The sequence below is a fragment of the Pseudomonas sp. P5_B3 genome, from assembly GCF_056400405.1.
Genome location: NZ_JBFULI010000004.1, coordinates 12764 through 37503, shown reverse-complemented (window position 1 = coordinate 37503; position 24740 = coordinate 12764). Strand labels below are relative to the sequence as shown.

Sequence of the window (24740 nt, the reverse complement as noted above, 5' to 3'; positions counted from 1 at the left end):
GTTCAGTGAGTGCTGCCGGCGAACCAGCCATCGTGACGGCGCAGACGCCAGGCAATCACGCCAAGGGTCAGACTGCGCAGGAGCATGAACAACAAAAAGGTTATCCACAGGCCATGGTTGCCCCCGCCTTGCAGTGCCCAGCCGATAGGCAGCACCAGCGCCACGGTCAGCAGCATGCCGTTGCGCATTTCCCTGGCGCGGGTGGCGCCGATGAACAGGCCGTCGAGCAGGTAACTCCAGACGGCAATCAGCGGTAGTACGGCGAGGTAGGGCAAGTAGATGAACGCGGTGTCGCGTACGCTCTGAATGTTGGTCTGCATCTCGATGAATAGATGCCCGGCGCACAGAAACAGCGCAGCAAAGCCCAGGCTTGCCAGCAACGACCAGCCGCCGGCCACCACCAATGAGCGGCGCAGGGCATCGCGATTGCGGGCGCCAAGCGCATGCCCGCACAGGGCTTCCACGGCGTGGGCCAGGCCATCGAGGGCATGGGCGGTCAGCAGCAAGCCATTGAGCAGCAGGGCATTGGCCGCGACCGTGGCGTCGCCCAACCGCGCACCTTGCACCGTGATCAGGAAAAACACCGATTGCAGCGCCAGGCTACGGATGAAGATGTCGCGGTTGACCGCCAGCAATGGCCGCCAACTCTGCCACAGCGCCAATGCCGCCCAGGCGATATGCCCGGGGTAGGCGCGCAGGGCTTTGCGGGTCATCAGCAAACCGATCAGTGCCCCTGTCCACTCGGCAATCACCGAGGCCCGGGCGGCACCGACCACGCCCCACTCCAGGCCGAGGACGAACCACAGGTTCAGGGCAATGTTGACCAGGTTGGTGCTCAGCAAAATCGCCAGCGGCGCCCGGGCATTCTGGGTGCCGAGAAACCAGCCGACCAAGGCATAGCTGGCCAGCGCTGCGGGGAGTCCGAACAGACGGGTGTGGAAAAACTCGCGGGTCAGCTGATCGAGCTCAGCCGACGGTTGCATGAAGTGCAACGCCACCCCGCTCAATGGTACGCCCACCGCACCCAGGACCACGGCCAGGCCGATGGCGAGCAACAGGCCTTGCAACAGAATCTGCCGCAAGGCCGCACCATCCCCGCGCCCCGCCGCCTGGGCGGCGAACCCGGTGGAGCCCATGCGCAGAAAGCCCATGGCCCAGGCAAGGAAGGTGTACAGACTGGCCCCGACCGCGACGGCGCCGAGTTGATGGGCGTGGGGCAGGTGACCGATGACGGTGCTGTCGACCAGTGCCACCAGCGGTACTGAAATGTTCGAAAGAATCATCGGCGCGGCGAGTGCCCAGACCCGGCGATGGGTAGGGCGGTCGCGCCAGTCGGCGGTCAGGTTGGACATGCAGGCTCCTTGGGAGCAGGCATTGTAGCGGCACATTCCGGATATGCCGCGCTCCAATGTAGGAGCTGGCAAGCCGGCTCCTATAGGAATTGATGGTGTCAGTGGATGATCCAGCTGAGCAACCAAAGCCCCAACATCAACCAGATGATCCCCATGATGAACGACGCATTGAGAAAGGCGCGGATCGCCGACCACAGCAGTATCAGCCCGAGGATCAAGGTCACGATGCTGATGACCGAGGTATCCATGCCCAGCGCCTGGGACAGGCCTTCGACAAAATTACTGCTGGCGTTGCTCAACAGATTGAACAGCCCACTGAGGCCATCAATGATGAAGCGGATGATCGAGCCGAGTACCTGGCCGAGCCATTCGGAAAATCCTTCTACCTGCATGGAGTGAACGTCCTGATTAAAGAGAATTGAGTCTTGGGCTGTCGATCATGCTGCCGAGTTCCCACAAGCATAGAGGGTTGCGCAGGTGAGCATGCAACTTCTGCCCCTTGCCTTCACCTGTGATCCCCCCGAAGCTATACGCCTTCAGGAGAGCCCGATGAACCTTGTTGAACTGACCGAACGCCTGCACGCCATCCGTGACCGCAATGACTGGCGACAATTTCACAGCCCGAAAAACCTGGCCATGGCCGCGAGCGTGGAAATGTCCGAGCTGGTGGAGATTTTCCAGTGGCTTACCGAAGACCAGTCACGCCAGTTGCCGGCGGACAAACTCGCCCACGCCGGGCAGGAAGTCGGTGACATTGTGCTTTATCTGTTGCTGTTGTGCAGTGAGCTGGGCCTGGACATGGATGCCGTGGTGCGCAGCAAGCTGGCGGACAGCGAACGGAGGTTCAGCTGATGAGCGACCGTCATTTCGATCAACTGGCGACCCGTTTCGCCGAAAAAATCTACGGCGGTGCCAAAGGTGCGATCCGTCTGGCGGTGTTGCAGGCCGATCTGGCCGAAACCTTGCCCGACCGTCCGCTGCGCGTTCTGGACATCGGTGCCGGCCTTGGTCACATGTCGTTGTGGCTGGCCCAGCGCGGCCATCAGGTGACCCTCGCCGAGCCTGCCGAACCGATGCTCGAAGGCGCCCGCCAGCGTTTTGCCGAAGCCGGGCAGAGCGCCACATTCATTCAGGCACCCTGGCAGGAACTGCTCGGGCAGCTCACCGAACCCTACGATCTGGTGCTGTGCCACGCCGTGCTGGAATGGCTGGCCGAACCCCACGCCATCCTGCCGGTGCTGCATCAACTGACCAAGGCGGATGGCTGGCTGTCCCTGGCGTTCTACAACCGCGACGCGCTGATTTATCGCAACTTGCTCAAGGGCCATTTCCGCAAGATGCGCAAGAACGACATGGCCGGCGAAAAGCAGAGCCTGACCCCGCAGCAGCCCCTTGATCCGCGCGAGCTGGCGACGCAACTTGAAGGCCTGTGGAAGGTCGAAATACAGAGTGGCGTGCGAGTTTTTCACGATTACATGCCGGTGGAATTCCAGGCCCGTGCCGAACTGGTGGACCTGCTCGAAATGGAACTGGCCCACCGTCGCCATCCAAGCTTTGCCGGACTTGGGCGTTACTTGCACTGGATCTGTCGGCCTGTCTGATCGGAGCACGAAATGAAAAATCATTCAGGTGTACTGGTGTTCTGCCTGGGGCTGGCTGCCTGTCAGGGCAGCAACCCCTATGTGGCCACTTCCAACCCTTTGCCACCGGCGCCACCCCAGGCCGCCAATACTTTTGACCGCAGCGCTTACCCGGCAGCGCCGCGTGACTATGGACGTTATCGCAGTTGGGCCTGGCTCAACGGCCATCTGCCACCGGGCACTGCGTGGGCGGACTCGGCGCAGGTCGCCGAAGCGGTCAGCAATGCGCTGGATCAGCGGGGTTTGCGTCCGCTGCATGACAATCGTCCGGCGGACCTGTTTGTCAGCGCCGACCTGCGGATGGAAACCCGCCTGCGTCAGGTTCGGGACGACTATTACGGCGGCGGTTATGGCGGCTACAACGGCTACGGTCCTGGATATGGCGGATACGCCACCGTGCCGATCATCCGTACCTATCAGGAACAGGTCGTGGTCGTGCAGGTGGACATGTTTGACGCCAAAAGTGGTCAACCGATTTGGAGCTCCAGCGCTGAAACCGGCAACCGGGGCCGCGAAAGCGAGCGCGCCGATGCGATACGGGAGGCTGTGGAAAAGGCGATGTCGGCGTATCCTCCTAGTTAGCTTCTTGTAGATAAGAAGCATTCCACAGGATCATGTCTTCAACCGGAGAATCATCATGTTCCGCCGTTTAGTTTTACTGGTAGTGGCCGCGCTGCTCAGTGCCTGCGCCGCCAACCAGGTCAATCATGACTTCGACGCCAGCCGCGACTTTGCTGCCTATCGCAGCTGGACCTGGAAAGAACCCGCCCTGCAATACCGTCCCGATGATCCACGGATCAAGAGCGACCTGACCGAACAGCGCGTCCGTCAGGCGGTTGCCGATCAACTGGATCAGCGCGGTCTGCGTCCGGCCGCCGCGGGTGCCAAGGGCGATTTGAATGTGCAGGCCTACCTGATTGTCGAAGAGCGGCAGCAACAGGTGACCACCAATTACGGCGGCGGCTGGGGTTACCCGTGGCATGGCTACTACGGCGCACCGATGTACAACGAAACCCGCAATGTCAGCTACAAAGTGGCGACCATCCAGATCGACCTGCTCGATGGCAAGGACGGCAAACTGGTGTGGCGCGGCAGTGACGAGCAGATGCTCAGCCGCACGCCGAACCCGACGGATCGTCGCGATGCCATCTGGCAAACGGTCACGCGGATATTGGCCAACTATCCACCGCACGCGTCCTAGAATCAGCCGGCCTCTCAACCCCTGTGCTCCCACAGGGGTTTTTTTGGATGGTGTACATATCCATTGCTGCGGTAACGGCGGCTTCCTTCTCTCGATGTGTTCGGCTGCGCCGAACGGCGCTGCGCGCCCACCCCCGGATGAACGCCTCCACTCAGCCTGCCGAGGGGGCGGGTGGATCAAGATCAAGAGCTGCAGGCGAGCTAACGCTCGGCCTGATGAGTGGTGAAGAGCAGTGGTGTACGCCGCTCTGCCTTTGCTCTTCTGTAGGAGCGAGCCTGCTCGCGATGGCGGCCTGACAGCCGATCGAAATCTTTCGGATGTACTGAGTACCTGTGGGAGCGGGCTTGCTCGCGAAGACGGCCTGACAGCCGACCAATTTCTTTCGAATGTACCCAGCCCAACTGTGGGAGCGAGCTTGCTCGCGATGGCGGCCTGTCAGCCGACCAATCCTGTGTAGTTTTCCTCAAGTCCCGAGGAAACCTCCGACATGTTTTTCAGGTTGTCCGTCGGAAGTGCGATCTCTAGCCTTTGTCAGTCGCTGCAAATTCAGTGATCGGGTTTGGTCGCCCGGGTTTAGAATGGCGCACAGTGCCGCGCGAGCGGCATTTTTGTGCTTGCTTAATGGCGAGCTGTGCGTGGGAGGGCCTAGGCCCTGCCGGGTTTCCATTCCCTGGTCGACCAACCTGCGTACGGTTCGCCACCCTTCTGCTTGGTCGCAGTGATGGCGAACTCCAAATCCAAGAATGGAGCTTCACCATGATCAAACCCACCCCAAATCCCCCCGAAACCGACGACGTTTCCCCATACCATTCCCCCCACTCAAACAAACTCCACGAAGCCGCCGACCGCGCCCTCGATCACTACCTCAATCCACCTAAGCAGCCTGCCATTCACAAGCCCAGCACGATGTTCGTCATTGCCTCGGACATCGACACCGAAACCCTGCTGGCCCACGCCTGTGAATCACTGGCGTCGGCGAGTGTGATGGCGAGTGATTTCGCGGGGTTTCTGGAAGGCTCGCAGCGCAATACGATGCTGGGGATTGCGCATGTGATCATGCTGGGTGAGCTGGCGGTGAACCGGGCGCTGGACAATCTCGATCCGCAAGACTGACCACGCAGCTTTTGTGGCGAGGGAGCAAGCTCCCTCGCCACAGACATCGGCCTTGTCAGGCAACCGGCCGCCACTGCCCGACCATATGCTCCAGATCCCCGGCGCCCACCAACTGCAAATCCCCGCTCGGCCCTGGCGCACTGGCCAGCAACGTCACTTCACTGGGCAACCGTACCGGCTTCTTGAACTGCACCGCGATCTCGACATTTGCCGTCGGCAGGTGCCCGGCCAGCGCAGCCAGTGTGCGTGCCTTGTTCCACAGGCCATGGGCGATGGCGGTCGGGAAACCGAAGAGCCGGGCGCTGGCCGCGCTCAGGTGGATCGGGTTGTAGTCGCCGGACACCTTGGCGTATTGCCTGCCGATGTCCGGGGGCGCTTTCCAGTGCTCGATTTCGCTCAAGTCCAGGCTGGATGTCAGAGGTTCTTCGAGCGGTTCGCCCTCGAGTTTGACACCGCGACAGAGCATCCGGCTTTCTGCTTCCCACAACGGCCCCAACTGATCGTCGAGGCTGGTCAGCAGATCGAACGTCGCGCCTTTGGCGTGGGGTTGCAGGTTCTGCACTTGCACGCTGACGCACACCCGATTCACCCCGCCCATGGGGCGCAGTACACGAATGCGGTTGCTCAGGTGAATCAGGCCTAGCAGCGGAAACGGGAAGTTCCTTGCCGTGAGCAATTGCATCTGCAAGGCGAACCCGAGGATATGCGGATAGGTCGGCGGCAGCAGGCCGCTGTCGGCGAAACCACAGACCTTGCGATAAGCCGCCAGGCGCTTGGGATCGACTTCTACCCAGCAACGCAAACCCGAATCCGGCAGGCGGGTGCCAGTGATTTTTCGCCGTGTCGCCGCTCGTGCGTATGACCCCGGCAGGCTCGGTTCGCGATTGAGTGTGTGCCAGTCGGTGATCATGTCTAAGCCCCCAGAGCGCTTTGCCCACACACGCGCAACGCTTGCCCGGTGAACGCGCCGGTGCCCGGTTGCGCGAGCCAGGCCACGGCTTCGGCGACGTCTTGTGGCAAGCCGCCCTGGCCAAGCGAACTCATGCGCCGTCCGGCTTCGCGCAGGCCGAAGGGAATGTGCGCGGTCATTTGCGTTTCGATGAAGCCCGGCGCCACGGCGTTGATGCTGATGCCGCGTTCGGTGAGCAGCGGCGCCCACGCCTGCGCCAGGCCAATGAGCCCGGCCTTGCTCGCCGCGTAATTGGTTTGCCCGCGATTGCCGGCGATGCCACTGATGGACGCCAGCAGAATCACCCGGCCGTTGTCGTGCAGGGTGCCGCTGTCGAGCAGGGCTTTGGTCAGCACTTGCGGTGCATTGAGGTTGACCGCCAGAACGGCGTCCCAGTATTCCGGGGTCATGTTGGCCAGGGTTTTATCCCGAGTGATGCCGGCGTTGTGCACCACGATGTCGAGGCCGTCGGGCAACTGTTCGATCAACTGCGTGGCAGCGTCTTCGGCGCAGATGTCGAGGGTGATGCTGTGCCCGCCGAGGCGGGCGGCGAGGGCTTCGAGATCGGTTTTGGCCGGCGGCACGTCGAGCAGGATGACGTCGGCACCATCACGGGCAAGGGTTTCGGCGATGGCGGCACCAATGCCCCGCGCCGCGCCGGTGACCAGCGCCTTGCGCCCGGCGAGCGGGCGTGTCCAGTCGGTGACTGGCGTCGCGCACGGATTCAAGCGAATGACCTGCCCGGACACGAAGGCGCTTTTCGGCGAGAGGAAAAACCGCAGCGGGCCTTCCAGTTGTGTCTCGGCACCTTCGCCGACATGGATCAATTGCAGGGTGCCGCCGTTGCGCATCTCCTTGGCCAGTGAACGGCTGAAACCTTCCAGGGCACGCTGCGCACTGGCGGCGAACGGGTCGCGCAAGGTTTGTGGATCGCGTCCGAGAATCACCAGGTGCGCGCAGTGATCGAGGTTCCTCATCAGCGGCTGGAAAAACTCGCGCAGTTGCTTGAGCTGATCGGTGTGCAGCAGATCACTGGCGTCGAACACCACAGCCTTGAGTTTCGGTCCATGGTCGGGAATCCAGGCCGTGGCCATCGAAGGCTCGGTGCCGTAGCTGTAGATCGCGTCGGTCAGGCGGTTGGCGAAGGCGCTGACGTGTTCCGTCAACGGCCCACCGCCGATCAGCAACGCACCTTCCACGGGTCGAAGTCGGCCTGCTTGCCAGCGCTCCAGTCTGGTCGGCGCCGGCAGCCCCAGAGCGCCGACCAGACGATGGCCGATGGACGAATTGGCGAAGTCGATATAGCGGTCAGACATGGAACGCGCTCCAGCAGCTGGGGTTCAAAGTGTGGATCACGAACGGCGATCAGTCATTCGATCCACGAGATAAGGCCTACGCTTGGTTACATTGTAGGAGCGAGCCTGCTCGCGATGGCGRYMWGTCAGTCGCCATCAATGTAGCTGACAGGCCGCCATCGCGAGCAGGCTCGCTCCTACAGGGGCGGTTTTCGATTTGAATCATTCACCAGGAGCTTTTCATGACCCAACTGCGCCGCGTGGCGATCATCGGTGGTAACCGGATTCCCTTCGCCCGCTCCAACGGCCCCTACGCCACCGCCAGTAACCAGGTGATGCTCACCGTCGCCCTCGAAGGTCTGATCGAACGTTACAACCTGCACGGCCAGCGCATCGGCGAAGTGGTCGCCGGGGCCGTGCTCAAGTTGTCGCGGGACATGAACCTCACACGCGAGTGCGTACTCGGTTCGCGGCTTTCGCCCACCACCCCGGCCTATGACATCCAGCAGGCGTGCGGTACTGGGCTGGAGGCAGCGTTGCTGGTGGCGAACAAGATTGCCCTGGGCCAGATCGACTGCGGCATTGCCGGTGGTGTGGACACCACCTCGGATGCGCCGATCAGCGTCAGCGAGGGCCTGCGCAAAATCCTCCTGCAAGCCAACCGCGCGAAAACCACCGGCGACAAACTGAAAACCTTCCTGCAATTGCGCCCCAGACATCTGATCCCCGAATTCCCGCGCAACGGCGAGCCGCGCACCGGGTTGTCCATGGGCCAGCATTGCGAACTGATGGCCCAGACCTGGAACATCCCGCGCGAAGCACAGGATCAACTGGCGCTCGAGAGCCATCAGAAACTGGCCGCGTCCTTCGCCGAAGGCTGGCACAACGACCTGATGACACCGTTCCTGGGCCTGACCCGCGACAACAACCTGCGCCCGGACTCCACGCTGGAAAAGCTCGCCGCGCTCAAGCCAGCCTACGAGAAAAGCGCAAGGGGCACCCTGACCGCAGGCAACTCCACACCACTGACCGATGGTGCGTCACTGGTGCTATTGGGCAGTGAGGAATGGGCCAAGGAGCGCGGGTTACCGATTCTTGCCTACTGGCGCGACGGCGAGGCGGCTGCGGTGGATTTCGTCAACGGCGCCGAAGGCTTGTTGATGGCGCCGGTCTACGCCGTACCGCGCTTGCTGGCGCGCAATGGTCTGACCTTGCAGGATTTCGACTACTACGAAATTCACGAAGCCTTCGCCGCGCAAGTGCTGTGCACGTTGAAGGCCTGGGAAGATCCGCAATATTGCAAAACCCGTCTCGGCCTCGATGCGCCGTTGGGCTCGATTGACCGCCGCCGACTCAACGTCAAAGGCAGTTCACTGGCGGCGGGGCACCCGTTTGCCGCCACCGGCGGGCGCATCGTCGCCAACCTGGCGAAGTTGCTGGATGCGGCGGGCAAGGGGCGGGGGCTGATTTCGATTTGCGCTGCGGGTGGGCAGGGGGTGACCGCCATTATCGAACGTTGAACACAAAAAAATGTGGAGGCGCTCCCACAGGTTTTTTGCCTGGCTCAGATTATGTGAACGACACTGAAACCTTGTGGGAGCGAGCTTGCTCGCGATGGGGCCATCAGCTTCAACATCTATGTTGACTGATATGCCGCCATCGCGAGCAGGCTCGCTCCTACAGGGTTTAGTGGTGATTTTGCGAATCAGGTACGGAACCTGCGCACCAACCCGTCCAGCTCACTGGACAACCCGGCCAGGCTCTGGGAATCCAGGCGCGCCGAGTTGGCCAACTCTGCCACCAGTTGCGCATCGCCATGGATCTGGCTGATGTGCCGATTGATGTCTTCGGCCACTTGATGCTGTTGTTCCGCCGCCGTGGCGATCTGGGTGTTCATGTCGCGGATCACGTCCACCGACTCGCGGATCTGCCCGAAGCTGTTGCGCGCCTCGCCGATGCGCGTCACCGATTGCTGGGACACTTCCAGGCTGGCGTGCATCTGCTGGGTCACCTGGCTGGTGCGTTTGGCCAGGTTGCCCAGCAGCCCGTCGATTTCCGCCGTGGAGTCGGCCGTGCGCTTGGCCAGGGCCCGCACTTCATCGGCCACCACGGCAAAACCGCGACCTTGTTCACCGGCCCGGGCCGCTTCGATTGCGGCGTTCAGCGCCAGCAGGTTGGTCTGTTCGGCGATCGAACGGATGGTCCCCAGGATCGACTGAATGTCGTTGCTGTCACGTTCGAGTTGTTGCATCGACTGGGCCGATTGTTCGATTTCCTGGCTCAGGCGATCGACACTGTTCACCGCCGCATCGATCTGTTGCTGACCTTCACGTGCCTGGCGCTGGCCACTGTCGGCGGATTCCGCTGCCTGGCTGCAAGAACGTGCGACTTCGTTGGCGGTGGCGACCATTTCGTGGAACGCCGTGGAGACCATGTCCACCGCTTCACGCTGGCGTCCGGCGGCTTCGGCCATGTCGCTGGAGACCTGGGTCGAACTCTTGGACGTGGCGAGGATCTTGCCTGCCGCACCGCCGATGTTCTGGATCAGGTTGCGAATGGCGGCCAGGAACTGGTTGAACCAGTTGGCCAGTTGCGCGGTTTCATCGTTGCCACGGATTTGCAGGTTCTGGGTCAGGTCGCCTTCGCCCTGGGCGATGCCTTCCAGGCCGCTGGCCACGCTGCGGATCGGGCGTACGATGAGGCTGGCAAAACTGGCGCCGACGATGGCGAAGATGACGGCCAGAACGGCGGCGATGATGGCGATCAACCAGGTCAGCTGGGTCGCGGAGCTCATCACGTCGTTCTGTTTGATCAGGCCGATGAAGGTCCAGCCCAGTTGCTCTGACGGCCAGACGTTGGCCATGTAGCGCTCACCGTTGAGCTCCACTTCCACCAGGCCCTTGCCGGCCTTGGCCAGTTGCGCGTAGCCGTCGCCAAGGCTATTCAGCGGTTTGAAGTTGTGTTCCGGTTGTTTCGGATCCACCAGCACCATTCCGGTGTTTTCCAGCAGCATCAGGTAGCCGGTTTCACCGAGCTTGATCTGTTTGACGATCTCGGTGAGCTGCTTGAGTGTAACGTCGATGCTGACCACGCCGCCGTTGGTGCCCAATTTGTTGTCGATGGTGCGCACGGTGCTGACGTAGGTCGCGTCATCCTGGGCCCAGTAATAGGCCTCGGTACGGAACGGCTTGCCCGGTTTGGCCTGGGCGGCCTTGTACCAGGGGCGCTGGCGCGGGTCGTAATTGTTCAACTTCGGATCATCCGGCCACGACACGTAGCCGCCCGCCGCCGTGCCGAGGATGGCGTAGGCGTAGGCCGGGTGGCTGTTGCCCAGGTCCTGGAGCAGGGTGAAGACTTTTTTGTCCGCCTCGCCCTGGGGGACGCTCTCGGCGTTGGCGGCCATGTAAGTCTTGAGGCTGTCGTCGGAGTTTCGGATCAGCGGTTGTTTGGCCAGGTAATCGACGTTCTGGCTGATGCCGTCAAAGAACAATTGCATGGCGTTGCTGACCTGACGAATCTCGCGGGCACTGCCGTCGATGAATTCGTCCCTGGCATCACTGCGCAGGTTCAGCACAACGAGGGTGGCGACCAGCACCACGGGCAGGCAGGCGATGATTGCAAACGCCCAGGTCAACTTCTGTTTGATGTTCATCCGCGCTCCAGATTTTCTTGTAGGCCCACGCAGTGCAGATGACTCGCGGTTTATTGGCAGCCGTAAACGTTCTTGGTCAACCCGGGTCCTTGAGTGCGGCATCGCTTTTGTTGTGGCAGCGATTGTCGGACAAATCACTTTTGTCACTAAGGACTTCGGCTGTTATTGGAGGAAATTGAGGCCTGCCGGGAAAAATCCTACGGAAGGTATGAAGGTGGTGTCAGTTTCTGTCGCAATTGCCCTCAATGCCCTTGCACAACAATTGACGCAGGCTCGGCTATGATCTGGAGCGACCCGTGACGGTCGTCGGTTTTCCTGATGAAATCGGCACATTGTGTGCTTGTGCAATACTCATAAGTCGGTAACCCCTCCCCCCCGTGGGTGGATTGCCGTATAACGAATGACTTTCGCGTGTTTGGTAATAAAGGACCCACAATAAAAGCTGATGAAGACTCCAAAACGCATTGAACCCCTGATCGAGGACGGTCTGGTCGACGAGGTGCTGCGCCCACTCATGAGTGGTAAAGAAGCAGCTGTTTATGTGGTGCGCTGCGGCAACCAGTTACGTTGCGCGAAAGTCTACAAGGAGGCGAATAAACGCAGTTTCCGTCAGGCGGCCGAATACCAGGAAGGCCGCAAGGTGCGCAACAGCCGTCAGGCCCGGGCAATGGCCAAAGGATCCAAGTTTGGCCGCAAGGAAACCGAAGACGCCTGGCAGAACGCCGAAGTGGCGGCGCTGTTCCGCCTGGCCAATGCCGGTGTGCGGGTGCCCAAGCCGTTCGACTTCCTCGAAGGCGTACTGCTCATGGAGCTGGTGGCCGACGAGTACGGTGATGCCGCGCCGCGTCTGAACGATGTGGTGCTGGAGCCGGATCAGGCCCGCGAATATCACGCGTTTCTGATTTCCCAGATCGTGCTGATGCTGTGTACCGGCCTGGTGCATGGCGACCTGTCCGAGTTCAACGTGCTGCTGACGCCGACCGGCCCGGTGATCATCGACCTGCCGCAAGCGGTGGATGCGGCGGGCAACAACCACGCGTTCAGCATGCTGGAGCGGGATGTGGGCAACATGGCGTCCTACTTCGGTCGCTTTGCGCCGGAGTTGAAGAAGACCAAGTACGCCAAGGAAATGTGGGCCTTGTACGAGGCCGGCACCTTGCACCCGGCCAGTGTCCTGACCGGCGAGTTCGCCGACACGGAAGAGCTGGCTGACGTGGGCGGAATCATGCGCGAAATCGAGGCCGCGCGCCTGGATGAAGAGCGCAAGCAGGCCGTACGCGCGGCGGACGATGCTCCGCCGGGCAAGACCGAAGAACCGCCTCCACCGTGGATGCAGTGATCGGCTAAAGAAAAACCCGGCTTCGGCCGGGTTTTTTGTGCGTGCAGATTCAATGTGACAAACACAATACCTGTGGGAGCAAGCTCGCTCCCACAGGGTTTTGCGGTGTCCTGCTATCACGATGGGGGCGCAGTGTTGCAACACCCCGACTCCAGATTCTTCAGAATCGGACAATCCGGCCGATGATCGCCCTGGCAGTGCTCAACCAGGTCCTGCAAGGTGTCGCGCAACTGGCCGAGTTCACGGATCTTCTGGTTCAACTCATCGATGTGCTGGCGGGCCAACGCTTTCACATCGGCGCTGGCGCGCTGGCGGTCTTGCCAGAGGGTCAGCAACTTGCCGACTTCTTCCAGGGAAAACCCCAGGTCCCGCGAGCGTTTGATGAACGCCAGCGTGTGCAGGTCGTCATCGCCGTACACCCGATAACCGCTGTCGGTGCGATGGGCCGCCTTGAGCAGGCCGATGGATTCGTAATAACGGATCATCTTTGCGCTCAGGCCGCTGTGGCGGGCCGCTTGGCCGATGTTCATCGGTTGTCCTCCAGGTCCTTGGGGTTCCAGGTTTTCAACAGTAGCGCATTGCTCACCACGCTGACGCTCGACAATGCCATGGCCGCACCGGCCAACACCGGGTTGAGGAGGCCGAATGCCGCCAATGGAATGCCGATCAGGTTATAGACGAACGCCCAGAACAGGTTCTGGCGAATCTTGGCGTAGGTCTTGCGGCTAATCTCCAATGCGGCCGGCACCATTCGCGGATCGCCGCGCATCAGGGTGATGCCGGCCGCGTGCATGGCGACGTCGGTGCCGCCACCCATGGCGATGCCGATGTCGGCGGCGGCGAGTGCCGGGGCGTCGTTGATACCGTCGCCGACCATCGCCACCACACCGGTTTCTTTCAATGCCGCAACCGTAGCCGCCTTGTCTGCCGGCAGCACTTCGGCATGCACATCGTGGATGCCCAGCGCCTCGGCCACCACATTGGCGCTGCCGCGATTGTCGCCGGTCAGCAGATGGCTACTGATGTTCCGTGCGCTCAGTTGTTGTACTGCCTGCAGCGCGCCGGGCTTGAGGGTGTCACCGAAGGCGAACAGGCCCAACACGTGAGGTTCTGGGGATTGTTCGATCAGCCAGGACAAGGTCCGGCCTTCTTTTTCCCACGCGGTCGCCGAGTCGGCCAACGGTCCGGCGCTCAAGCTGCTGTCTTCCAGCAGGCGACGATTGCCCAGCGCCAGGCGACGCCCTTCGAGGCTGCCGGCGATGCCGCGCCCGGTCAGGGACTGGCTGTCGCTGACATCGGCCACCTTCAATCCACGCTCGGTACAGGCATCCAGAACGGCCTTGGCCAACGGATGCTCACTGCCGCGTTGCAGGGCGCCGGCCAGTTCCAGCAGGCTCGCCTCATCACCATTGACGGCACTCAGATGAGCGATGCGCGGGGCACCGGAGGTCAGGGTGCCGGTCTTGTCGAACACCACTGCGCTGACTTCATGGGCACGCTCCAGTGCTTCGGCGTCCTTGATCAGAATCCCGTAGCGTGCCGCCACGCCGGTGCCGGCCATGATCGCCGTCGGTGTGGCCAGGCCCAGTGCGCAAGGGCAGGCGATCACCAGCACTGCCACGGCGTTGATCAGCGCGGTTTCCATCGGCGCGCCGTACAGCCACCAGCCGATCAGGGTGGCCAAGGCAATCAGCAGCACGGTGGGCACGAACACCTGGCTGACTTTATCCACCAGTTTCTGGATCGGCGCTTTTGCGGCCTGGGCGTCTTCCACCAAGCGGATGATCCGAGCCAGCACGGTTTCCGCACCGAGGGCCTGGGTACGCACCAGCAACCGGCCTTCGCCATTGATCGCGCCACCGGTGACTTTGTCGCCGGGCTGCTTGGGCACCGGCAGGCTCTCGCCGCTGATCAGCGCTTCGTCGGCATGGCTCTGGCCTTCAACCACTACGCCGTCCACCGGGAAACGTTCGCCGGGTTTGACCATCACCAGGTCATCGAGGCGCAGGGCGCTGATGGCGACGTCTTGCTCGTGGCCATCGATCACCCGAATCGCCCGTTCCGGGCGCAAGGCTTCGAGGGCACGGATGGCGCTGGCGGTCTGGCGCTTGGCGCGGCTTTCCAGGTACTTGCCCAGCAGCACCAGGGCGATCACCACCGCCGAGGCTTCGAAATACAGGTGCGGCATGCGCCCGGCAGCGGTGGCCCATTCGTACAGGCTCAAGCCATACCCGGCGCTGGTGCCCAGGGCGACCAGCAGGTCCATGTTGCCGGCCCCGGCGCGCACGGCTTTCCACGCGGCGACGTAAAACCGTGCGCCGAAGATGAATTGCACCGGCGTGGCCAAGGCGAACTGCGCCCAAGCCGGGAGCATCCAGTGCACGCCGAAGGGCTGTAGCAGCATCGGCAATACCAGCGGCAAGGCGAGGGCGATGGCGATGATCAAGGCCTGGCGTTCGCGATGCAGGCGCTGTTGCTGATTGTCGGTTGGCGGGTGTTCGGCTTCCCAGACGCTGGCGCTGTAGCCAGCCTTGGTCACTGCGGCGATCAAGGATTGCGGATCGATCTGGCCGAGCAGTTCAAGGTGGGCGCGTTCGTTGGCCAGGTTGACGCTGACGCTTTTCACTCCGGCAACCTTGCCCAGCGCACGCTCGACCCGACCGACGCAGGACGCACAGGTCATACCGTCGATGCTCAGTTCCAGGCTGTGCTGCGGCACGCTGTAGCCGGCCTTGGCCACGGCATCCATCAAGGCAGGCAAGCTGTCGCTGGGTGCCTGCACCCGCGCCTGTTCAGTGGCAAGGTTGACGCTGACGGCACTGGCGCCAATGACTTTGCTCAAGGCGCGCTCGACACGCCCGGCGCAACTGGCGCAGGTCATACCGGCAATCGGCAGGTCGAACGTGGTGGATTCGGACATCGGTCGCACTCCCTGTAGTAGATGACCACAGGATCAACCTTGCCATGTTGGCAAGGTCAAGTGCCAATCTTAAACGTGCCGCTGATCCCCTGTGGGAGCGAGCTTGCTCGCGATAGCGGAGTATCAGTCAACAGAGTTGTTGAATGTAACGGCCTAATCGCGAGCAAGCTCGCTCCCACAAGGTGTGTGTGTCAGTAACCGAGACCGGCGCGCTTGAGGTACATCCCTTCCTGTGTCATCGCGATCCGGTACTTGAGCACATCCCCGGCCTTGAGCTGGATGTCCTGCGAACCCGGGGCGAGCATGCCCGGATTGCAACCCGGCACCTGGCCCGGCAGCAGCTTAAGGCGCAGCGAGACGATGCCCGGCGGCAGGTTGAACGAGGTGCTCTGCTCCTGAAACAGCCGTGCCGCCAATTGATCCTGGATGTACACACCGATTTCGCAACTGGTCGCGACTTCCAGGCGCTCGCGGGAAATGATCAGCACGCCATAATCCTGACCGGCAGCATTGACCGAAGGCACGGCGGCGAAAAGGCTGAGAAAGCCAAACAGGCTGAAAACCGACCAGCGCATGGCTGAATCTCCTGAGTTCGAGTCATTGATGGACGCAGCTTGGCCGAGCCCGGCAACGATTGCCAGCCCGGCAGCTAACTGCAGAACTTGACCTTGCCATGGTGGCAAGCTCGAAACTGGGCTCAACCCTCGGAAAAGGAATCATCCCATGCAAGTGTTCAGCGTTGAAGGCATGTCTTGTGGTCACTGCGTCAAGGCCATCACCCAAGCGGTCCAGGCCAAAGACCCGGCGGCCAGTGTGCGGGTCGATCTGGCGGCCAGGGAGGTCGGTGTCGAAAGTGCGCTGACCGCCGAGCAGGTGATCGAGGTGATCAGCGAAGAGGGTTACGGCGTCAAACTGGCCTGAATTTGATAGTTAGCGAGCTACTGGAATGTTCAAGGCGTCCATGCGCGGCTAGACTGTCGGGCTGCCGACTTCTGCCCCACTGGATGCCTGATGAACTTGCGTACCATTCTGATACTTGGCGCCTTGAGCGCTTTCGGTCCGCTGGCGATCGACTTCTATCTGCCAGCCTTCCCGGCCATGGCCCTGGCTTTCGGGACGGACGAAAATCACGTTCAGATGACGTTGGCGGCGTACTTCCTCGGCTTGTCCATCGGTCAGTTGGCCTATGGTCCGGTGGCGGATCGTTTCGGGCGACGCATTCCGTTGCTCACCGGTGTCGGCCTGTTCACCGTTGCCTCCGTGGCGTGCGCCTATGCGCCGAATCTGGAATGGCTGATCGGCGCGCGTTTCGTCCAGGCGTTGGGCGGCTGCGCGGGGATGGTGATTTCCCGGGCGGTGGTCAGCGACAAGTGTGATGCGGTGGGTTCGGCGAAAGTCTTTTCGCAGTTGATGCTGGTGATGGGGCTGGCGCCGATCCTCGCGCCATTGCTGGGTGGGTTGCTGGTCAACACGACAGGCTGGCAGTCGATCTTCCTGGCCTTGACCGTTTTCAGTGCGCTGGCGGGGCTGGCGGTTGCGACGGGATTGCCGGAAAGCTTGCCGGCCCACATACCGCGTCAGCCGCTATCGGGTGCGCTGCGTCAGTACGGTCGGTTGCTAGCCGACCCGGTGTTCCTCGGCCATGCCTTGACCGGGGGTATCGCCATCGCCGGGATGTTTGCCTACATCGCCGGTTCACCCTTTATCATCATCAAGCTCTACGGCGTTCCGGCCGAGCATTTTGGCTGGCTGTTCGGCACCAATGCGGCGGGCTTCATTCTGGTGGCACAGGTTAATGCGCGGTTGCTGGCCAAACGTGGTCCGGCCTTCTTGCTGGTGCGCGCGGTGTGGGTTTATCTGGCGGCCGGTTTGACCCTGCTCGCTGTCAGCTCTCTGCACCCGGCACACCTGTGGCCGCTGCTGATTCCATTGTTCATCTGTATCGCCAGCCTCGGTTGCATCAGTCCCAACGCAGCGGCCTGTGCGATGAGCGGGCAGGGTGGACGGGCCGGCAGCGCGTCGGCGCTGCTCGGTTGCCTGCAATTCAGCGTGGCTGCCGGTGCCTCTGCGCTGGTGGGCGTGCTGCACGACGGCAGCGCCGTGCCGATGGCGATGGTCATCAGCCTGTGTGGAATTCTGGTGGTGGGCGCGGCATTGCTCACCCGGCGTTTGCAAAATGCCCGGGCGCTGGCGCAAGCCCAGGTTTGAGACCGGAGTCAGCCGGCCGCACGCTGCGGGTGGAGGACGGGAATCTGGTGAGGGGCCTGGATGCGGGCTTCAAGAGTACGCGTGAAAGCGCGAGCTTCTGCTTCGCTGCGGAACGTCACAGCATGTTGATCCAAGCGAACTTGCCACTGGGACTTTGCCAGTTCTTTTATCAGGATCTTCATAGCCGAACTCCTCTTGTAAAAGATGTCTTGTAAAAGATGTCTCGTAAAAGACGTTACGCAAAAGACTGCCTCGCAGGAGATTCGATTGTAGTCCCGAATTCGAGCACCATTGTGACAAGGATCAACTGTCGGACTGACGGTTTGTAACTAAAAAAAACACGACTTTCGAGGGTGCCCGCAGGGATTGTCGGCGACCGGAACTACCCGGTCGCCGACGGAAAACATGAAATCAGCGATGGTTTTTTTCAGCGCCTCAGAACCCTTCCAGCACAATCTTGCCCTTGGCTTTGCCGCTCTCCAGCAGGGCATGGGCACGGCGCAAATTGGCCGCATTGATCGTGCCGAAGTGTTCGCCCACCGTGGTTTTCAGGGTCCCGGCATCGATCAGCCAGGCGACGCGATTGAGCAGGTTGTGCTGCTCGATCATGTCCGCGGTTTCAAACAGCGAACGGGTGTACATGAACTCCCAGTGCAGTGACAGGCTCTTGCGCTTGAGCTTGGTCACGTCCAGGGCCTTGGGGTCATCGATCAGCGCCAGCTTGCCCTGGGGCGCCAATGCCTCGACCAGTTGGTCCAGGTGCTGGTCGGTCTGGGTCAGGCTGGCGACGTGGGTGACCTGATCCACGCCGGCACGCTTGAGTGCTTCGCTCAGTGGCTGGCTATGGTCGATCACCAGATCGGCACCCAGTTCCTTCACCCAGCTTTGGGTCTGCGCACGCGAAGCGCTGCCGATGACTTTCAGGGCCGTCAGTTGGTGAGCGAGCTGCGTAAGAATCGAACCCACGCCACCCGCCGCGCCGACGATCAACAGGCTCTGGCCTTCATCGGTTTTGCCTTCGCGTACTTGCAGGCGTTCGAACAACAGTTCCCACGCCGTGATCGCGGTGAGCGGCAGGGCAGCGGCTTCGGCGAACCCGAGTGTCCTCGGCATGCGGCCGACGATGCGCTCGTCCACCACATGCAACTCGCTGTTGCCACCCGCACGCGCGATGGAGCCGGCGTAAAACACCTTGTCGCCAGCCTGGAACAGCGTCACCTCACTGCCCACCGCCTTGACCACGCCGGCCACATCCCAACCCAACACTTTGGCCGCGCCATCTTCGGGCTGGACGTTCTGGCGCACCTTGGTGTCCACCGGGTTGACCGAGATGGCTTTGACTTCCACCAGCAAGTCGCGGGGGCCGGCAACCGGCTCCGGCAGCTCGATGTCTTGCAGAGCCTTGTCGTCACTGATCGGCAACGAGGCGTAATAGGCAATGGCTTTCATGGGCGACTCCTGAACACTAATAAAGAAGCGATGCGATGGGGGAGATGATTGGCTATTTCTCCTGAAGATAAAACCGGCTAAAAGAGCAGTCTCTTTCAATATTTTTTTGATAATAGGTGCTTTTTAATGCTGCGTTTCGATGACTTGCAGTTGTTTGTCCGGGCGGCGGACCTGGGCAGTCTGTCCGCCGCCGCACGGGGCATGGACATGTCGGCGGCGGTGGCCAGCGCAGCGCTCAAACGCATAGAACAACAGCTCGGCGCCCGCTTGTTGGCCCGTTCGACCCGCAGCCTGCGCTTGACCGCCGAAGGCGAGGGCTTTCTCGAATACGCTCGCGCGGCCCTGAGCAATCTAGACGAGGGCCGGCGATTGCTGGCCAGTGGTCAGGACCAGGTCAGCGGGGTTCTGCAACTGTCGGCGCCATCGGACTTTGGCCGCAACCTGCTGCTGCCCTGGCTCGACGAGTTTCAACGCGAGCATCCGAAACTGACTGTGCGCCTGCTGCTGGGGGATCGCATCGCCGACCTGTTTCGCCAACCGGTAGACATTGCCCTGCGCTACGGTGAACCGGAGGATTCCAGCCTGGTGGCGTTGCCCATCGCCCCGCAGAACCGCCGGGTGTTGTGCGCAGCTCCCGGCTATCTGGCTCGTCATGGCGAGCCACGGCATCTTGAGCAACTGGCACAGCACAATTGCCTGTTGTACATGCTCGGCAGCCGGGTCCACGACCACTGGAGTTTTCACGACGGCAAACGCGAAGTCAGCCTGACCGTCAGCGGCGATCGTTTCAGTGACGATGCCGATGTCGTTCGCCTTTGGGCCGTGGCGGGCGCCGGGATCGCGTACAAGTCCTGGCTGGATGTCGCCGCCGATGTACTGGCCGGTCGCTTGAAGGTGCTGATGCCGGAGCTGCTCTGTGAGCGCGCACCGCTGAATCTGTTGTGCGCCCATCGCGCGCAATTGAGTAAGCCGGTGAACCTCTTGCGTGAAATGCTTGCCAGCCGATGTGAACTTTTGAGCAGTCAATTTCCAGGTTTTTCGGATATCGATCATTAGTCGCACGAAAAAAGAGAAATTTCTCTCAGGAACTATCAGCACCTACGCGGGGCGGAGGACAGGATCCCGCGACCAACCCGCATATACTAGCGCCCTCATCATGTAGGTAGCGTCGATCCCCCATTGGCGGGTCCACGTTCGAGTCGGTCCGGCTGCACGGTCATCCTTCTGGCCTTCGCAGTGTCGGCCAGGCAGCGCAAATGAGTGAGCAAGGCGTCGCCGGGTTTATGACAGTCTCCACGGATTGGCTGACGACACATTACTGGTCAAGATGTTTCTGGGCAGTAAACGAAACGATTCAACAGGGAGTGAATACATGGAACATGCACCTTGCATCAGCCAGATCGCCACATTGCTGGCTGACCCAAAGCGCAGCGCAATGATGTGGGCCTTGATCGACGGTTCGGCGCGAGCAACCGAAGAGTTGGCATTACTGGCCGGCCTGTCACCGTCTTCGGCCAGTGCACACCTGGGGCGTTTGTCCGCAGGAGGTCTGTTGAGGGTTGAAAACCGCGGTCGCAAACGCTTCTTCCGCCTGGCCGCGCCCGAGGTCGGGGCGGCAATCGAGGCACTGGCCAGCGCGACATTTGCCAGCGCACCCCAGAATATTCCGGACGTATTCAAGCGCAATTCGTCTCTGGCCAAACCCCGGGCGGTGCGTTCGCCATTGCTGAGTGCCCGACTGTGCGACGATCACTTGGGGGGCACCCTGTCCGCCGATCTGTATCAGCGACTGCTGGAGGCAGGCTGGATCGAACAGATTGATCAGGGGGTCACGGTCACGCTCAAGGGCGCGACTGGGTTGGCGGCACGGGGAGTGTTCATCCAGGCGCTGGCCCATCACAACGGCAGGGTTGCCTGCGCATGCCCTGACTGGAGCGAAAGACGCCCGCACATGGGTGGCTCGCTGGGCGCGGCATTGTTGCAGCTGTTCATGCAGTCGGGGTGGCTGAGCCTGCCCAACGATTCCCGAACCTTGCAGGTGACGGCCGCCGGCCAACGCGAGATCCATCGCTTTGCCGGGGAAGCCGAGTTGGAATTGGCGCTTTAAAACCTTGCTCCCAATCTGCAGGAGCTGGCTTGCCAGCGAAGCCGTTGCCACATTCAACATTGTTGGTGAATGGGAGGGCGCCTTCGCTGGCAAGCCAGCTCCTGCAGTTGGATTTGCGGTGCTGCCTAGGGTTTCACCAACCGCGCATCGAGGCTGTTCTGCGCCAGGCGTTTGGCCTGATCCTGGGTCATGCCCAGGTGGGTGTGCAGCGCATGGAAGTTCTCGGTGACATAACCGCCGAAGTACGCCGGGTCATCGGAGTTCACGGTCACTTTTACACCGCGCTCCAGCATGTCGAGAATGTTGTGCTGTGACATGTGATCGAATACGCAAAGCTTGGTGTTCGACAACGGGCATACGGTCAGCGGGATCTGCTCGTCGATGATTCGCTGCATCAGGCGCTCGTCTTCGATGGCGCGCACGCCATGGTCGATGCGCTGGATTTTCAGCAGGTCGATGGCTTCCCAGATGTACTCGGGCGGGCCTTCTTCACCGGCGTGGGCGACGGTCAGGAAGCCTTCGTCACGGGCACGGTCGAACACGCGCTGGAACTTGCTCGGCGGGTGACCCATCTCGGAACTGTCCAGGCCCACGGCGACGAACGCATCGCGGAACGGCAGCGCCTGGTCGAGGGTTTTCTGCGCTTGGTCTTCGCTCAGATGGCGCAGGAAGCTCAGGATCAAACCACTGGTGATACCCAGTTGCTGCTCGCCATCCTTGAGCGCGGCGGCGATACCGTTGAGCACCACTTCGAACGGGATGCCACGGTCGGTATGGGTCTGCGGGTCGAAGAACGGTTCGGTGTGAATCACGTTCTGCTCTTTACAGCGCAGCAGGTATGCCCAGGTCAGGTCATAGAAATCCTGGGATGTGCGCAGCACATCGGCACCCCGGTAATACAGGTCGAGGAACTCCTGCAGGTTGTTGAAGGCATACGCCTTGCGCAAGGTTTCGACGTCGTTCCATGGCAGGGCAATCTTGTTGCGCTCGGCCAGGGCGAACAACAGTTCGGGTTCCAGCGAGCCTTCCAGGTGCAGGTGCAATTCTGCCTTGGGCAGGGCGTTCAGCCAGTCATACATGATTCTTTTCTCATCAGGTGCAATAGTCGCCATTCTACAGAGGGTTGCCGGAACAATTGGTAAAACCTGACCAGGCGGTTCATCACACCGCTTTCAGTTCCCGTCGATAAGCGTAGGTATCGGCGAAGCGCGAGAGCAGGAACTCGGCGCAGGTGGTGGCCGGGTATTTCGCCGGGTGTTGTTCATCCTGACAACCGGGCAGGCATTCGATGCGGGTATCCGGGTGCGGCTCGGCGAAAAACGGCATCGAATAACGATCCACGCCGAGCGGGCTGATCACCCGGTGCGGCGTCGACAGGTAGCGGTCGTTGCTCCAGCGCGCCATCATGTCGCCGAGGTTGACCACGAACGTACCTTCGATGGGCGGTGCGTCGATCCATTCGCCTTGGACATTACGTACCTGCAAGCCACCGGTGGCGTCCTGATAGAGCAGGGTAATGCAACCGTAGTCGGTGTGTGCGCCGGCACCTTGTTGCTCTTCGGCGCTGGCGGTGTGGCGCGGCGGGTAATGGATCATCCGTAGCACGCTGACCGGGTCATTGAAGCGTGTGTCGAAGAAATCGCGCTCAATCCCCAGCGCCAGGGTCATCGCCCGCAACAGCGTTTGTGCGAGAGCTTGCATGTCGACGTAGTGCTGCTCCGTCAGCGCTTCCCAGCCGGGCATGGACGGATGGCGATTGGGACCGCGCAAGGGTTTTTCCGCCAGTACGTCAGGGTGCCCGGCCGGCAGGTGCAGGCCCATGTCGAAGGTTTCTTTGAGGTCGCCGGGTTTGCTTGGGTCCAATTGCTCGGTGGCGATGGCGCCGTAGCCGCGGTGGTGACGGGTCTGGGTGATGTCGATCTGGAGTTTTTCGGCGGTGGGTTGGGCGAAGAAGCGCTTGGCATGGTCGAGCAGGGCGTCGATGCGCGTTGCTGAAATCGGATGACCCTTGATGTAGAAGAAACCCCACTCGCGGCAGGCGCGGTCGATTTGCCCGGCCACCGCTGGCCAGGCGGATGGGTCGTCGCAGTAGAGCGGGGCGATGTCGATGATGGGGAGGCTGTTCACGCGCAGTCCTTTAAAACAGTGAAATCCATTGTGGGAGCGAGCTTGCTCGCGATGACGGCTGCACATTCAACATTGATGTCGGCTGCTCTACTGCTATCGCGAGCAAGCTCGCTCCCACAGGGACGGTGTTTCGGTATCGGGAAACTACTTCGGCATCTCAGCCTTCATACCTTCCACGTAGTAATTCATCGACGCCAGTTCCGCCGTGGTCGCGCTCGTGCCCGCCGGGATTTTTTCGACTCCGGCCTGATCCTTGATTGGCCCGGTGAACAGTTGCAGCGCACCGCTCTTGATGTCGGCGATGATCTGCTCGGCTTCGCTCTTCACCATCGCCGGCACCAGGTCGCTGATCGGCAGTTCAACCGTGCCTTCCTTCAACCCACCCCAATAGTCCCGGGATTTCCAGTCATGGTCGATCACACTTTGGGTTGCCTGAACGTAGTGTGGGCCCCAGTCATTGACGATGGAGGTCAGCACCGCTTTCGGCCCGAAGTGCGCCATGTCCGAAGCGTAGCCCACGGCATACACGCCGCGACGTTCGGCGGCCTGGATCGGCGCCGGGCTGTCGGTGTGCTGGAACACCACGTCCACACCCTGGTCGATCAGCGCGTTGGCGGCATCCGCTTCCTTGCCCGGATCGAACCATGAGTTGACCCACACCACCTTGATCTCGGTGCCGGGGTTGTACTTGTTCAGGGCCAACTGGATGGCATTGATGTCGCGGATCACTTCCGGGATCGGGAACGAGGCGACGTAGCCGACCTTCTTGGTCTTGGTCATTTTCGCCGCGAGGAAGCCGCCGACGTAGCGGCCCTCGTAAGTGCGCGCCAGGTAAGTGCCGAGGTTTTTGTCCTGCTTGTAGCCGGTGGCGTGTTCGAAGGTCACCATGGGAAACTGTTTGGCGACTTTCACGGTCGGGTTCATGTAGCCGAAGGAGGTGGTGAAGATCAGGTCGTATTTGTCCTTGGCCATGTTGCGGATCACCCGCTCGGCGTCGGCGCCTTCAGCGACGTTTTCCACGTAGTTGGTGGTGATCTGCGAGCCGAATTTTTCCGCGAGTTCCTTGCGCCCTTGTTCATGCTGATACGTCCAGCCGTGGTCGCCGATCGGGCCGATGTAGACGAAGCCGACTTTCAGCGGTTCGTTGGCACTGACGGTCAGACCAGCGCTCAGGCCGATGGCCGCCGCAACGGCGCAAAGCAGCTTCTTCAACGGACGGTTGTGCATGAATTGGAACTCCATTTTGTTGTGAGGTTGGCTGGGCTCTCGGGCTTGCACAGGGCAATGCAAATTGCTGACCAACAAGACAACAAAACGTGAATCCGCGGTGATGTCATCGCGAGCTGGCTCGCGACAGGTCCTTGAAGTCCGATAACAGTGCATGTCCT

24 protein-coding genes and 1 pseudogene are annotated in these 24740 nt (G+C 61.4%); 11 read left to right on the top strand and 14 right to left on the bottom strand.

The annotated features are described in order from the left end of the window. Positions 1 to 2: 2 nt before the first annotated feature. Both AC1DRN_RS04040 and AC1DRN_RS04035 read right to left on the bottom strand, forming a co-directional pair. The gene (locus tag AC1DRN_RS04040; RefSeq protein WP_223462778.1) at positions 3 to 1352 is read right to left on the bottom strand and encodes an MATE family efflux transporter; all 1350 of its coding nucleotides are present in this window, start codon (positions 1350 to 1352) and stop codon (positions 3 to 5) included. 98 nt (positions 1353 to 1450) lie between these two features. Then, positions 1451 to 1744, bottom strand: coding sequence for a hypothetical protein (locus AC1DRN_RS04035; protein ID WP_223462779.1), 294 nt, complete (start codon positions 1742 to 1744; stop codon positions 1451 to 1453). Positions 1745 to 1901: 157 nt separating this feature from the next. Between AC1DRN_RS04035 and AC1DRN_RS04030 the strand changes: the two genes are divergently transcribed. From AC1DRN_RS04030 to AC1DRN_RS04010, 5 genes are all read left to right on the top strand, one after another. Further along, complete coding sequence (locus tag AC1DRN_RS04030; RefSeq protein WP_085727452.1) at positions 1902 to 2204, top strand: MazG-like family protein; 303 nt, start codon at positions 1902 to 1904, stop codon at positions 2202 to 2204. Continuing rightward, positions 2204 to 2953: a methyltransferase domain-containing protein gene (locus tag AC1DRN_RS04025; RefSeq protein ID WP_108219847.1), complete on the top strand. Its 750-nt coding sequence runs from the start codon at positions 2204 to 2206 to the stop codon at positions 2951 to 2953. Before AC1DRN_RS04030 ends, AC1DRN_RS04025 begins: the two co-directional genes overlap by 1 nt. 12 nt (positions 2954 to 2965) lie before the next feature. After that, on the top strand, positions 2966 to 3574 hold the full coding sequence (locus AC1DRN_RS04020; RefSeq protein WP_223462780.1) for a DUF4136 domain-containing protein: 609 nt from the start codon (positions 2966 to 2968) through the stop codon (positions 3572 to 3574). A gap of 55 nt (positions 3575 to 3629) precedes the next feature. Beyond that, the gene (locus AC1DRN_RS04015) at positions 3630 to 4193 is read left to right on the top strand and encodes a DUF4136 domain-containing protein (RefSeq protein WP_223462781.1); all 564 of its coding nucleotides are present in this window, start codon (positions 3630 to 3632) and stop codon (positions 4191 to 4193) included. Positions 4194 to 4949: 756 nt separating this feature from the next. Beyond that, on the top strand, positions 4950 to 5306 hold the full coding sequence (locus AC1DRN_RS04010) for a DUF6124 family protein (protein WP_223462782.1): 357 nt from the start codon (positions 4950 to 4952) through the stop codon (positions 5304 to 5306). Positions 5307 to 5361: 55 nt separating this feature from the next. Here the strand turns inward: AC1DRN_RS04010 and AC1DRN_RS04005 are convergent, their stop codons facing one another. Together AC1DRN_RS04005 and AC1DRN_RS04000 are read right to left on the bottom strand one after the other, a co-directional pair. Continuing rightward, positions 5362 to 6216, bottom strand: a complete 855-nt coding sequence (locus tag AC1DRN_RS04005; RefSeq protein ID WP_223462783.1) for a MaoC family dehydratase — start codon at positions 6214 to 6216, stop codon at positions 5362 to 5364. A 2-nt stretch (positions 6217 to 6218) separates the two neighbouring features. Further along, complete coding sequence (locus AC1DRN_RS04000) at positions 6219 to 7571, bottom strand: 3-oxoacyl-ACP reductase (RefSeq protein WP_223462784.1); 1353 nt, start codon at positions 7569 to 7571, stop codon at positions 6219 to 6221. A gap of 221 nt (positions 7572 to 7792) precedes the next feature. Here AC1DRN_RS04000 and AC1DRN_RS03995 point away from each other — a divergent pair, with 221 nt between their 5' ends. Continuing rightward, positions 7793 to 9070 (top strand): acetyl-CoA C-acetyltransferase, encoded by a 1278-nt coding sequence (locus tag AC1DRN_RS03995; RefSeq protein ID WP_223462785.1) that lies wholly within the window; start codon positions 7793 to 7795, stop codon positions 9068 to 9070. A gap of 185 nt (positions 9071 to 9255) precedes the next feature. Here the strand turns inward: AC1DRN_RS03995 and AC1DRN_RS03990 are convergent, their stop codons facing one another. Further along, positions 9256 to 9984 carry a methyl-accepting chemotaxis protein gene (locus tag AC1DRN_RS03990; RefSeq protein ID WP_457266119.1) on the bottom strand — a complete coding sequence of 243 codons (729 nt, stop codon included), beginning with the start codon at positions 9982 to 9984 and terminating at the stop codon, positions 9256 to 9258. 129 nt (positions 9985 to 10113) lie between these two features. After that, positions 10114 to 11202: pseudogene (locus tag AC1DRN_RS03985) on the bottom strand (cache domain-containing protein); the annotation flags it as partial. Between the two features lie 445 nt (positions 11203 to 11647). Here AC1DRN_RS03985 and AC1DRN_RS03980 point away from each other — a divergent pair. Beyond that, complete coding sequence (locus AC1DRN_RS03980; protein ID WP_126049080.1) at positions 11648 to 12541, top strand: PA4780 family RIO1-like protein kinase; 894 nt, start codon at positions 11648 to 11650, stop codon at positions 12539 to 12541. Positions 12542 to 12657: 116 nt separating this feature from the next. Here the strand turns inward: AC1DRN_RS03980 and cueR are convergent, their stop codons facing one another. The 3 genes from cueR to AC1DRN_RS03965 form a co-directional block, all read right to left on the bottom strand. Continuing rightward, a complete protein-coding gene (cueR, locus tag AC1DRN_RS03975) occupies positions 12658 to 13071 on the bottom strand; it encodes a Cu(I)-responsive transcriptional regulator (protein WP_223462787.1) in 414 nt (137 codons plus the stop codon). Continuing rightward, entirely contained in the window at positions 13068 to 15461 is a 2394-nt protein-coding gene (locus tag AC1DRN_RS03970) for a heavy metal translocating P-type ATPase (protein WP_223462788.1), read from the bottom strand. Before AC1DRN_RS03970 ends, cueR begins: the two co-directional genes overlap by 4 nt. A gap of 191 nt (positions 15462 to 15652) precedes the next feature. Further along, complete coding sequence (locus AC1DRN_RS03965; protein WP_008050348.1) at positions 15653 to 16036, bottom strand: hypothetical protein; 384 nt, start codon at positions 16034 to 16036, stop codon at positions 15653 to 15655. A 148-nt stretch (positions 16037 to 16184) separates the two neighbouring features. On the opposite strand from AC1DRN_RS03965, the gene AC1DRN_RS03960 reads away from it, so the two are divergent. After that, positions 16185 to 16382, top strand: coding sequence for a heavy-metal-associated domain-containing protein (locus tag AC1DRN_RS03960; protein ID WP_223462789.1), 198 nt, complete (start codon positions 16185 to 16187; stop codon positions 16380 to 16382). A 90-nt stretch (positions 16383 to 16472) separates the two neighbouring features. Next, positions 16473 to 17669, top strand: coding sequence for a multidrug effflux MFS transporter (locus tag AC1DRN_RS03955; protein ID WP_223462790.1), 1197 nt, complete (start codon positions 16473 to 16475; stop codon positions 17667 to 17669). 8 nt (positions 17670 to 17677) lie between these two features. Here AC1DRN_RS03955 and AC1DRN_RS03950 read toward each other — a convergent pair whose 3' ends face one another. Beyond that, positions 17678 to 17851, bottom strand: coding sequence for a hypothetical protein (locus AC1DRN_RS03950; protein WP_008021930.1), 174 nt, complete (start codon positions 17849 to 17851; stop codon positions 17678 to 17680). Positions 17852 to 18104: 253 nt separating this feature from the next. Further along, positions 18105 to 19118 (bottom strand): zinc-binding alcohol dehydrogenase family protein, encoded by a 1014-nt coding sequence (locus tag AC1DRN_RS03945; RefSeq protein WP_223462791.1) that lies wholly within the window; start codon positions 19116 to 19118, stop codon positions 18105 to 18107. Between the two features lie 126 nt (positions 19119 to 19244). Between AC1DRN_RS03945 and AC1DRN_RS03940 the strand changes: the two genes are divergently transcribed. Both AC1DRN_RS03940 and AC1DRN_RS03935 read left to right on the top strand, forming a co-directional pair. Then, positions 19245 to 20174 (top strand): LysR family transcriptional regulator, encoded by a 930-nt coding sequence (locus AC1DRN_RS03940; RefSeq protein ID WP_223462792.1) that lies wholly within the window; start codon positions 19245 to 19247, stop codon positions 20172 to 20174. 316 nt (positions 20175 to 20490) lie between these two features. Then, the gene (locus tag AC1DRN_RS03935) at positions 20491 to 21225 is read left to right on the top strand and encodes an ArsR/SmtB family transcription factor (RefSeq protein WP_477786633.1); all 735 of its coding nucleotides are present in this window, start codon (positions 20491 to 20493) and stop codon (positions 21223 to 21225) included. Between the two features lie 125 nt (positions 21226 to 21350). Here AC1DRN_RS03935 and AC1DRN_RS03930 read toward each other — a convergent pair whose 3' ends face one another. The 3 genes from AC1DRN_RS03930 to AC1DRN_RS03920 all read right to left on the bottom strand — a co-directional run bounded on the left by AC1DRN_RS03930 (position 21351) and on the right by AC1DRN_RS03920 (position 24579). Beyond that, positions 21351 to 22304 (bottom strand): adenosine deaminase, encoded by a 954-nt coding sequence (locus AC1DRN_RS03930; protein ID WP_223462794.1) that lies wholly within the window; start codon positions 22302 to 22304, stop codon positions 21351 to 21353. Between the two features lie 82 nt (positions 22305 to 22386). Next, on the bottom strand, positions 22387 to 23352 hold the full coding sequence (locus tag AC1DRN_RS03925) for an isopenicillin N synthase family dioxygenase (protein ID WP_223462795.1): 966 nt from the start codon (positions 23350 to 23352) through the stop codon (positions 22387 to 22389). 144 nt (positions 23353 to 23496) lie between these two features. Then, positions 23497 to 24579 carry a BMP family ABC transporter substrate-binding protein gene (locus AC1DRN_RS03920; protein ID WP_223462796.1) on the bottom strand — a complete coding sequence of 361 codons (1083 nt, stop codon included), beginning with the start codon at positions 24577 to 24579 and terminating at the stop codon, positions 23497 to 23499. Between the last annotated feature and the right edge of the window lie 161 nt (positions 24580 to 24740).

Bases quoted from the DNA above. Each gene is read 5' to 3' on its own strand.
- AC1DRN_RS04005 (WP_223462783.1), bottom strand. From the start codon at position 6,216: ATGATCACCGACTGGCACACACTCAATCGCGAACCGAGCCTGCCGGGG.
- AC1DRN_RS03935 (WP_477786633.1), top strand. From the start codon at position 20,491: ATGGAACATGCACCTTGCATCAGCCAGATCGCCACATTGCTGGCTGAC.
- AC1DRN_RS03945 (WP_223462791.1), bottom strand. From the start codon at position 19,118: ATGAAAGCCATTGCCTATTACGCCTCGTTGCCGATCAGTGACGACAAG.
- AC1DRN_RS04010 (WP_223462782.1), top strand. From the start codon at position 4,950: ATGATCAAACCCACCCCAAATCCCCCCGAAACCGACGACGTTTCCCCA.
- AC1DRN_RS03960 (WP_223462789.1), top strand. From the start codon at position 16,185: ATGCAAGTGTTCAGCGTTGAAGGCATGTCTTGTGGTCACTGCGTCAAG.
- AC1DRN_RS03950 (WP_008021930.1), bottom strand. From the start codon at position 17,851: ATGAAGATCCTGATAAAAGAACTGGCAAAGTCCCAGTGGCAAGTTCGC.
- AC1DRN_RS04020 (WP_223462780.1), top strand. From the start codon at position 2,966: ATGAAAAATCATTCAGGTGTACTGGTGTTCTGCCTGGGGCTGGCTGCC.
- AC1DRN_RS03940 (WP_223462792.1), top strand. From the start codon at position 19,245: ATGCTGCGTTTCGATGACTTGCAGTTGTTTGTCCGGGCGGCGGACCTG.
- AC1DRN_RS03990 (WP_457266119.1), bottom strand. From the start codon at position 9,984: ATGGTCTCCACGGCGTTCCACGAAATGGTCGCCACCGCCAACGAAGTC.
- AC1DRN_RS03965 (WP_008050348.1), bottom strand. From the start codon at position 16,036: ATGCGCTGGTCGGTTTTCAGCCTGTTTGGCTTTCTCAGCCTTTTCGCC.
- AC1DRN_RS04040 (WP_223462778.1), bottom strand. From the start codon at position 1,352: ATGTCCAACCTGACCGCCGACTGGCGCGACCGCCCTACCCATCGCCGG.
- AC1DRN_RS03920 (WP_223462796.1), bottom strand. From the start codon at position 24,579: ATGCACAACCGTCCGTTGAAGAAGCTGCTTTGCGCCGTTGCGGCGGCC.
- AC1DRN_RS03955 (WP_223462790.1), top strand. From the start codon at position 16,473: ATGAACTTGCGTACCATTCTGATACTTGGCGCCTTGAGCGCTTTCGGT.
- AC1DRN_RS04035 (WP_223462779.1), bottom strand. From the start codon at position 1,744: ATGCAGGTAGAAGGATTTTCCGAATGGCTCGGCCAGGTACTCGGCTCG.
- AC1DRN_RS03995 (WP_223462785.1), top strand. From the start codon at position 7,793: ATGACCCAACTGCGCCGCGTGGCGATCATCGGTGGTAACCGGATTCCC.
- AC1DRN_RS04025 (WP_108219847.1), top strand. From the start codon at position 2,204: ATGAGCGACCGTCATTTCGATCAACTGGCGACCCGTTTCGCCGAAAAA.
- AC1DRN_RS03970 (WP_223462788.1), bottom strand. From the start codon at position 15,461: ATGTCCGAATCCACCACGTTCGACCTGCCGATTGCCGGTATGACCTGC.
- AC1DRN_RS03930 (WP_223462794.1), bottom strand. From the start codon at position 22,304: ATGTATGACTGGCTGAACGCCCTGCCCAAGGCAGAATTGCACCTGCAC.
- AC1DRN_RS04000 (WP_223462784.1), bottom strand. From the start codon at position 7,571: ATGTCTGACCGCTATATCGACTTCGCCAATTCGTCCATCGGCCATCGT.
- AC1DRN_RS04015 (WP_223462781.1), top strand. From the start codon at position 3,630: ATGTTCCGCCGTTTAGTTTTACTGGTAGTGGCCGCGCTGCTCAGTGCC.
- AC1DRN_RS04030 (WP_085727452.1), top strand. From the start codon at position 1,902: ATGAACCTTGTTGAACTGACCGAACGCCTGCACGCCATCCGTGACCGC.
- AC1DRN_RS03980 (WP_126049080.1), top strand. From the start codon at position 11,648: ATGAAGACTCCAAAACGCATTGAACCCCTGATCGAGGACGGTCTGGTC.
- cueR (WP_223462787.1), bottom strand. From the start codon at position 13,071: ATGAACATCGGCCAAGCGGCCCGCCACAGCGGCCTGAGCGCAAAGATG.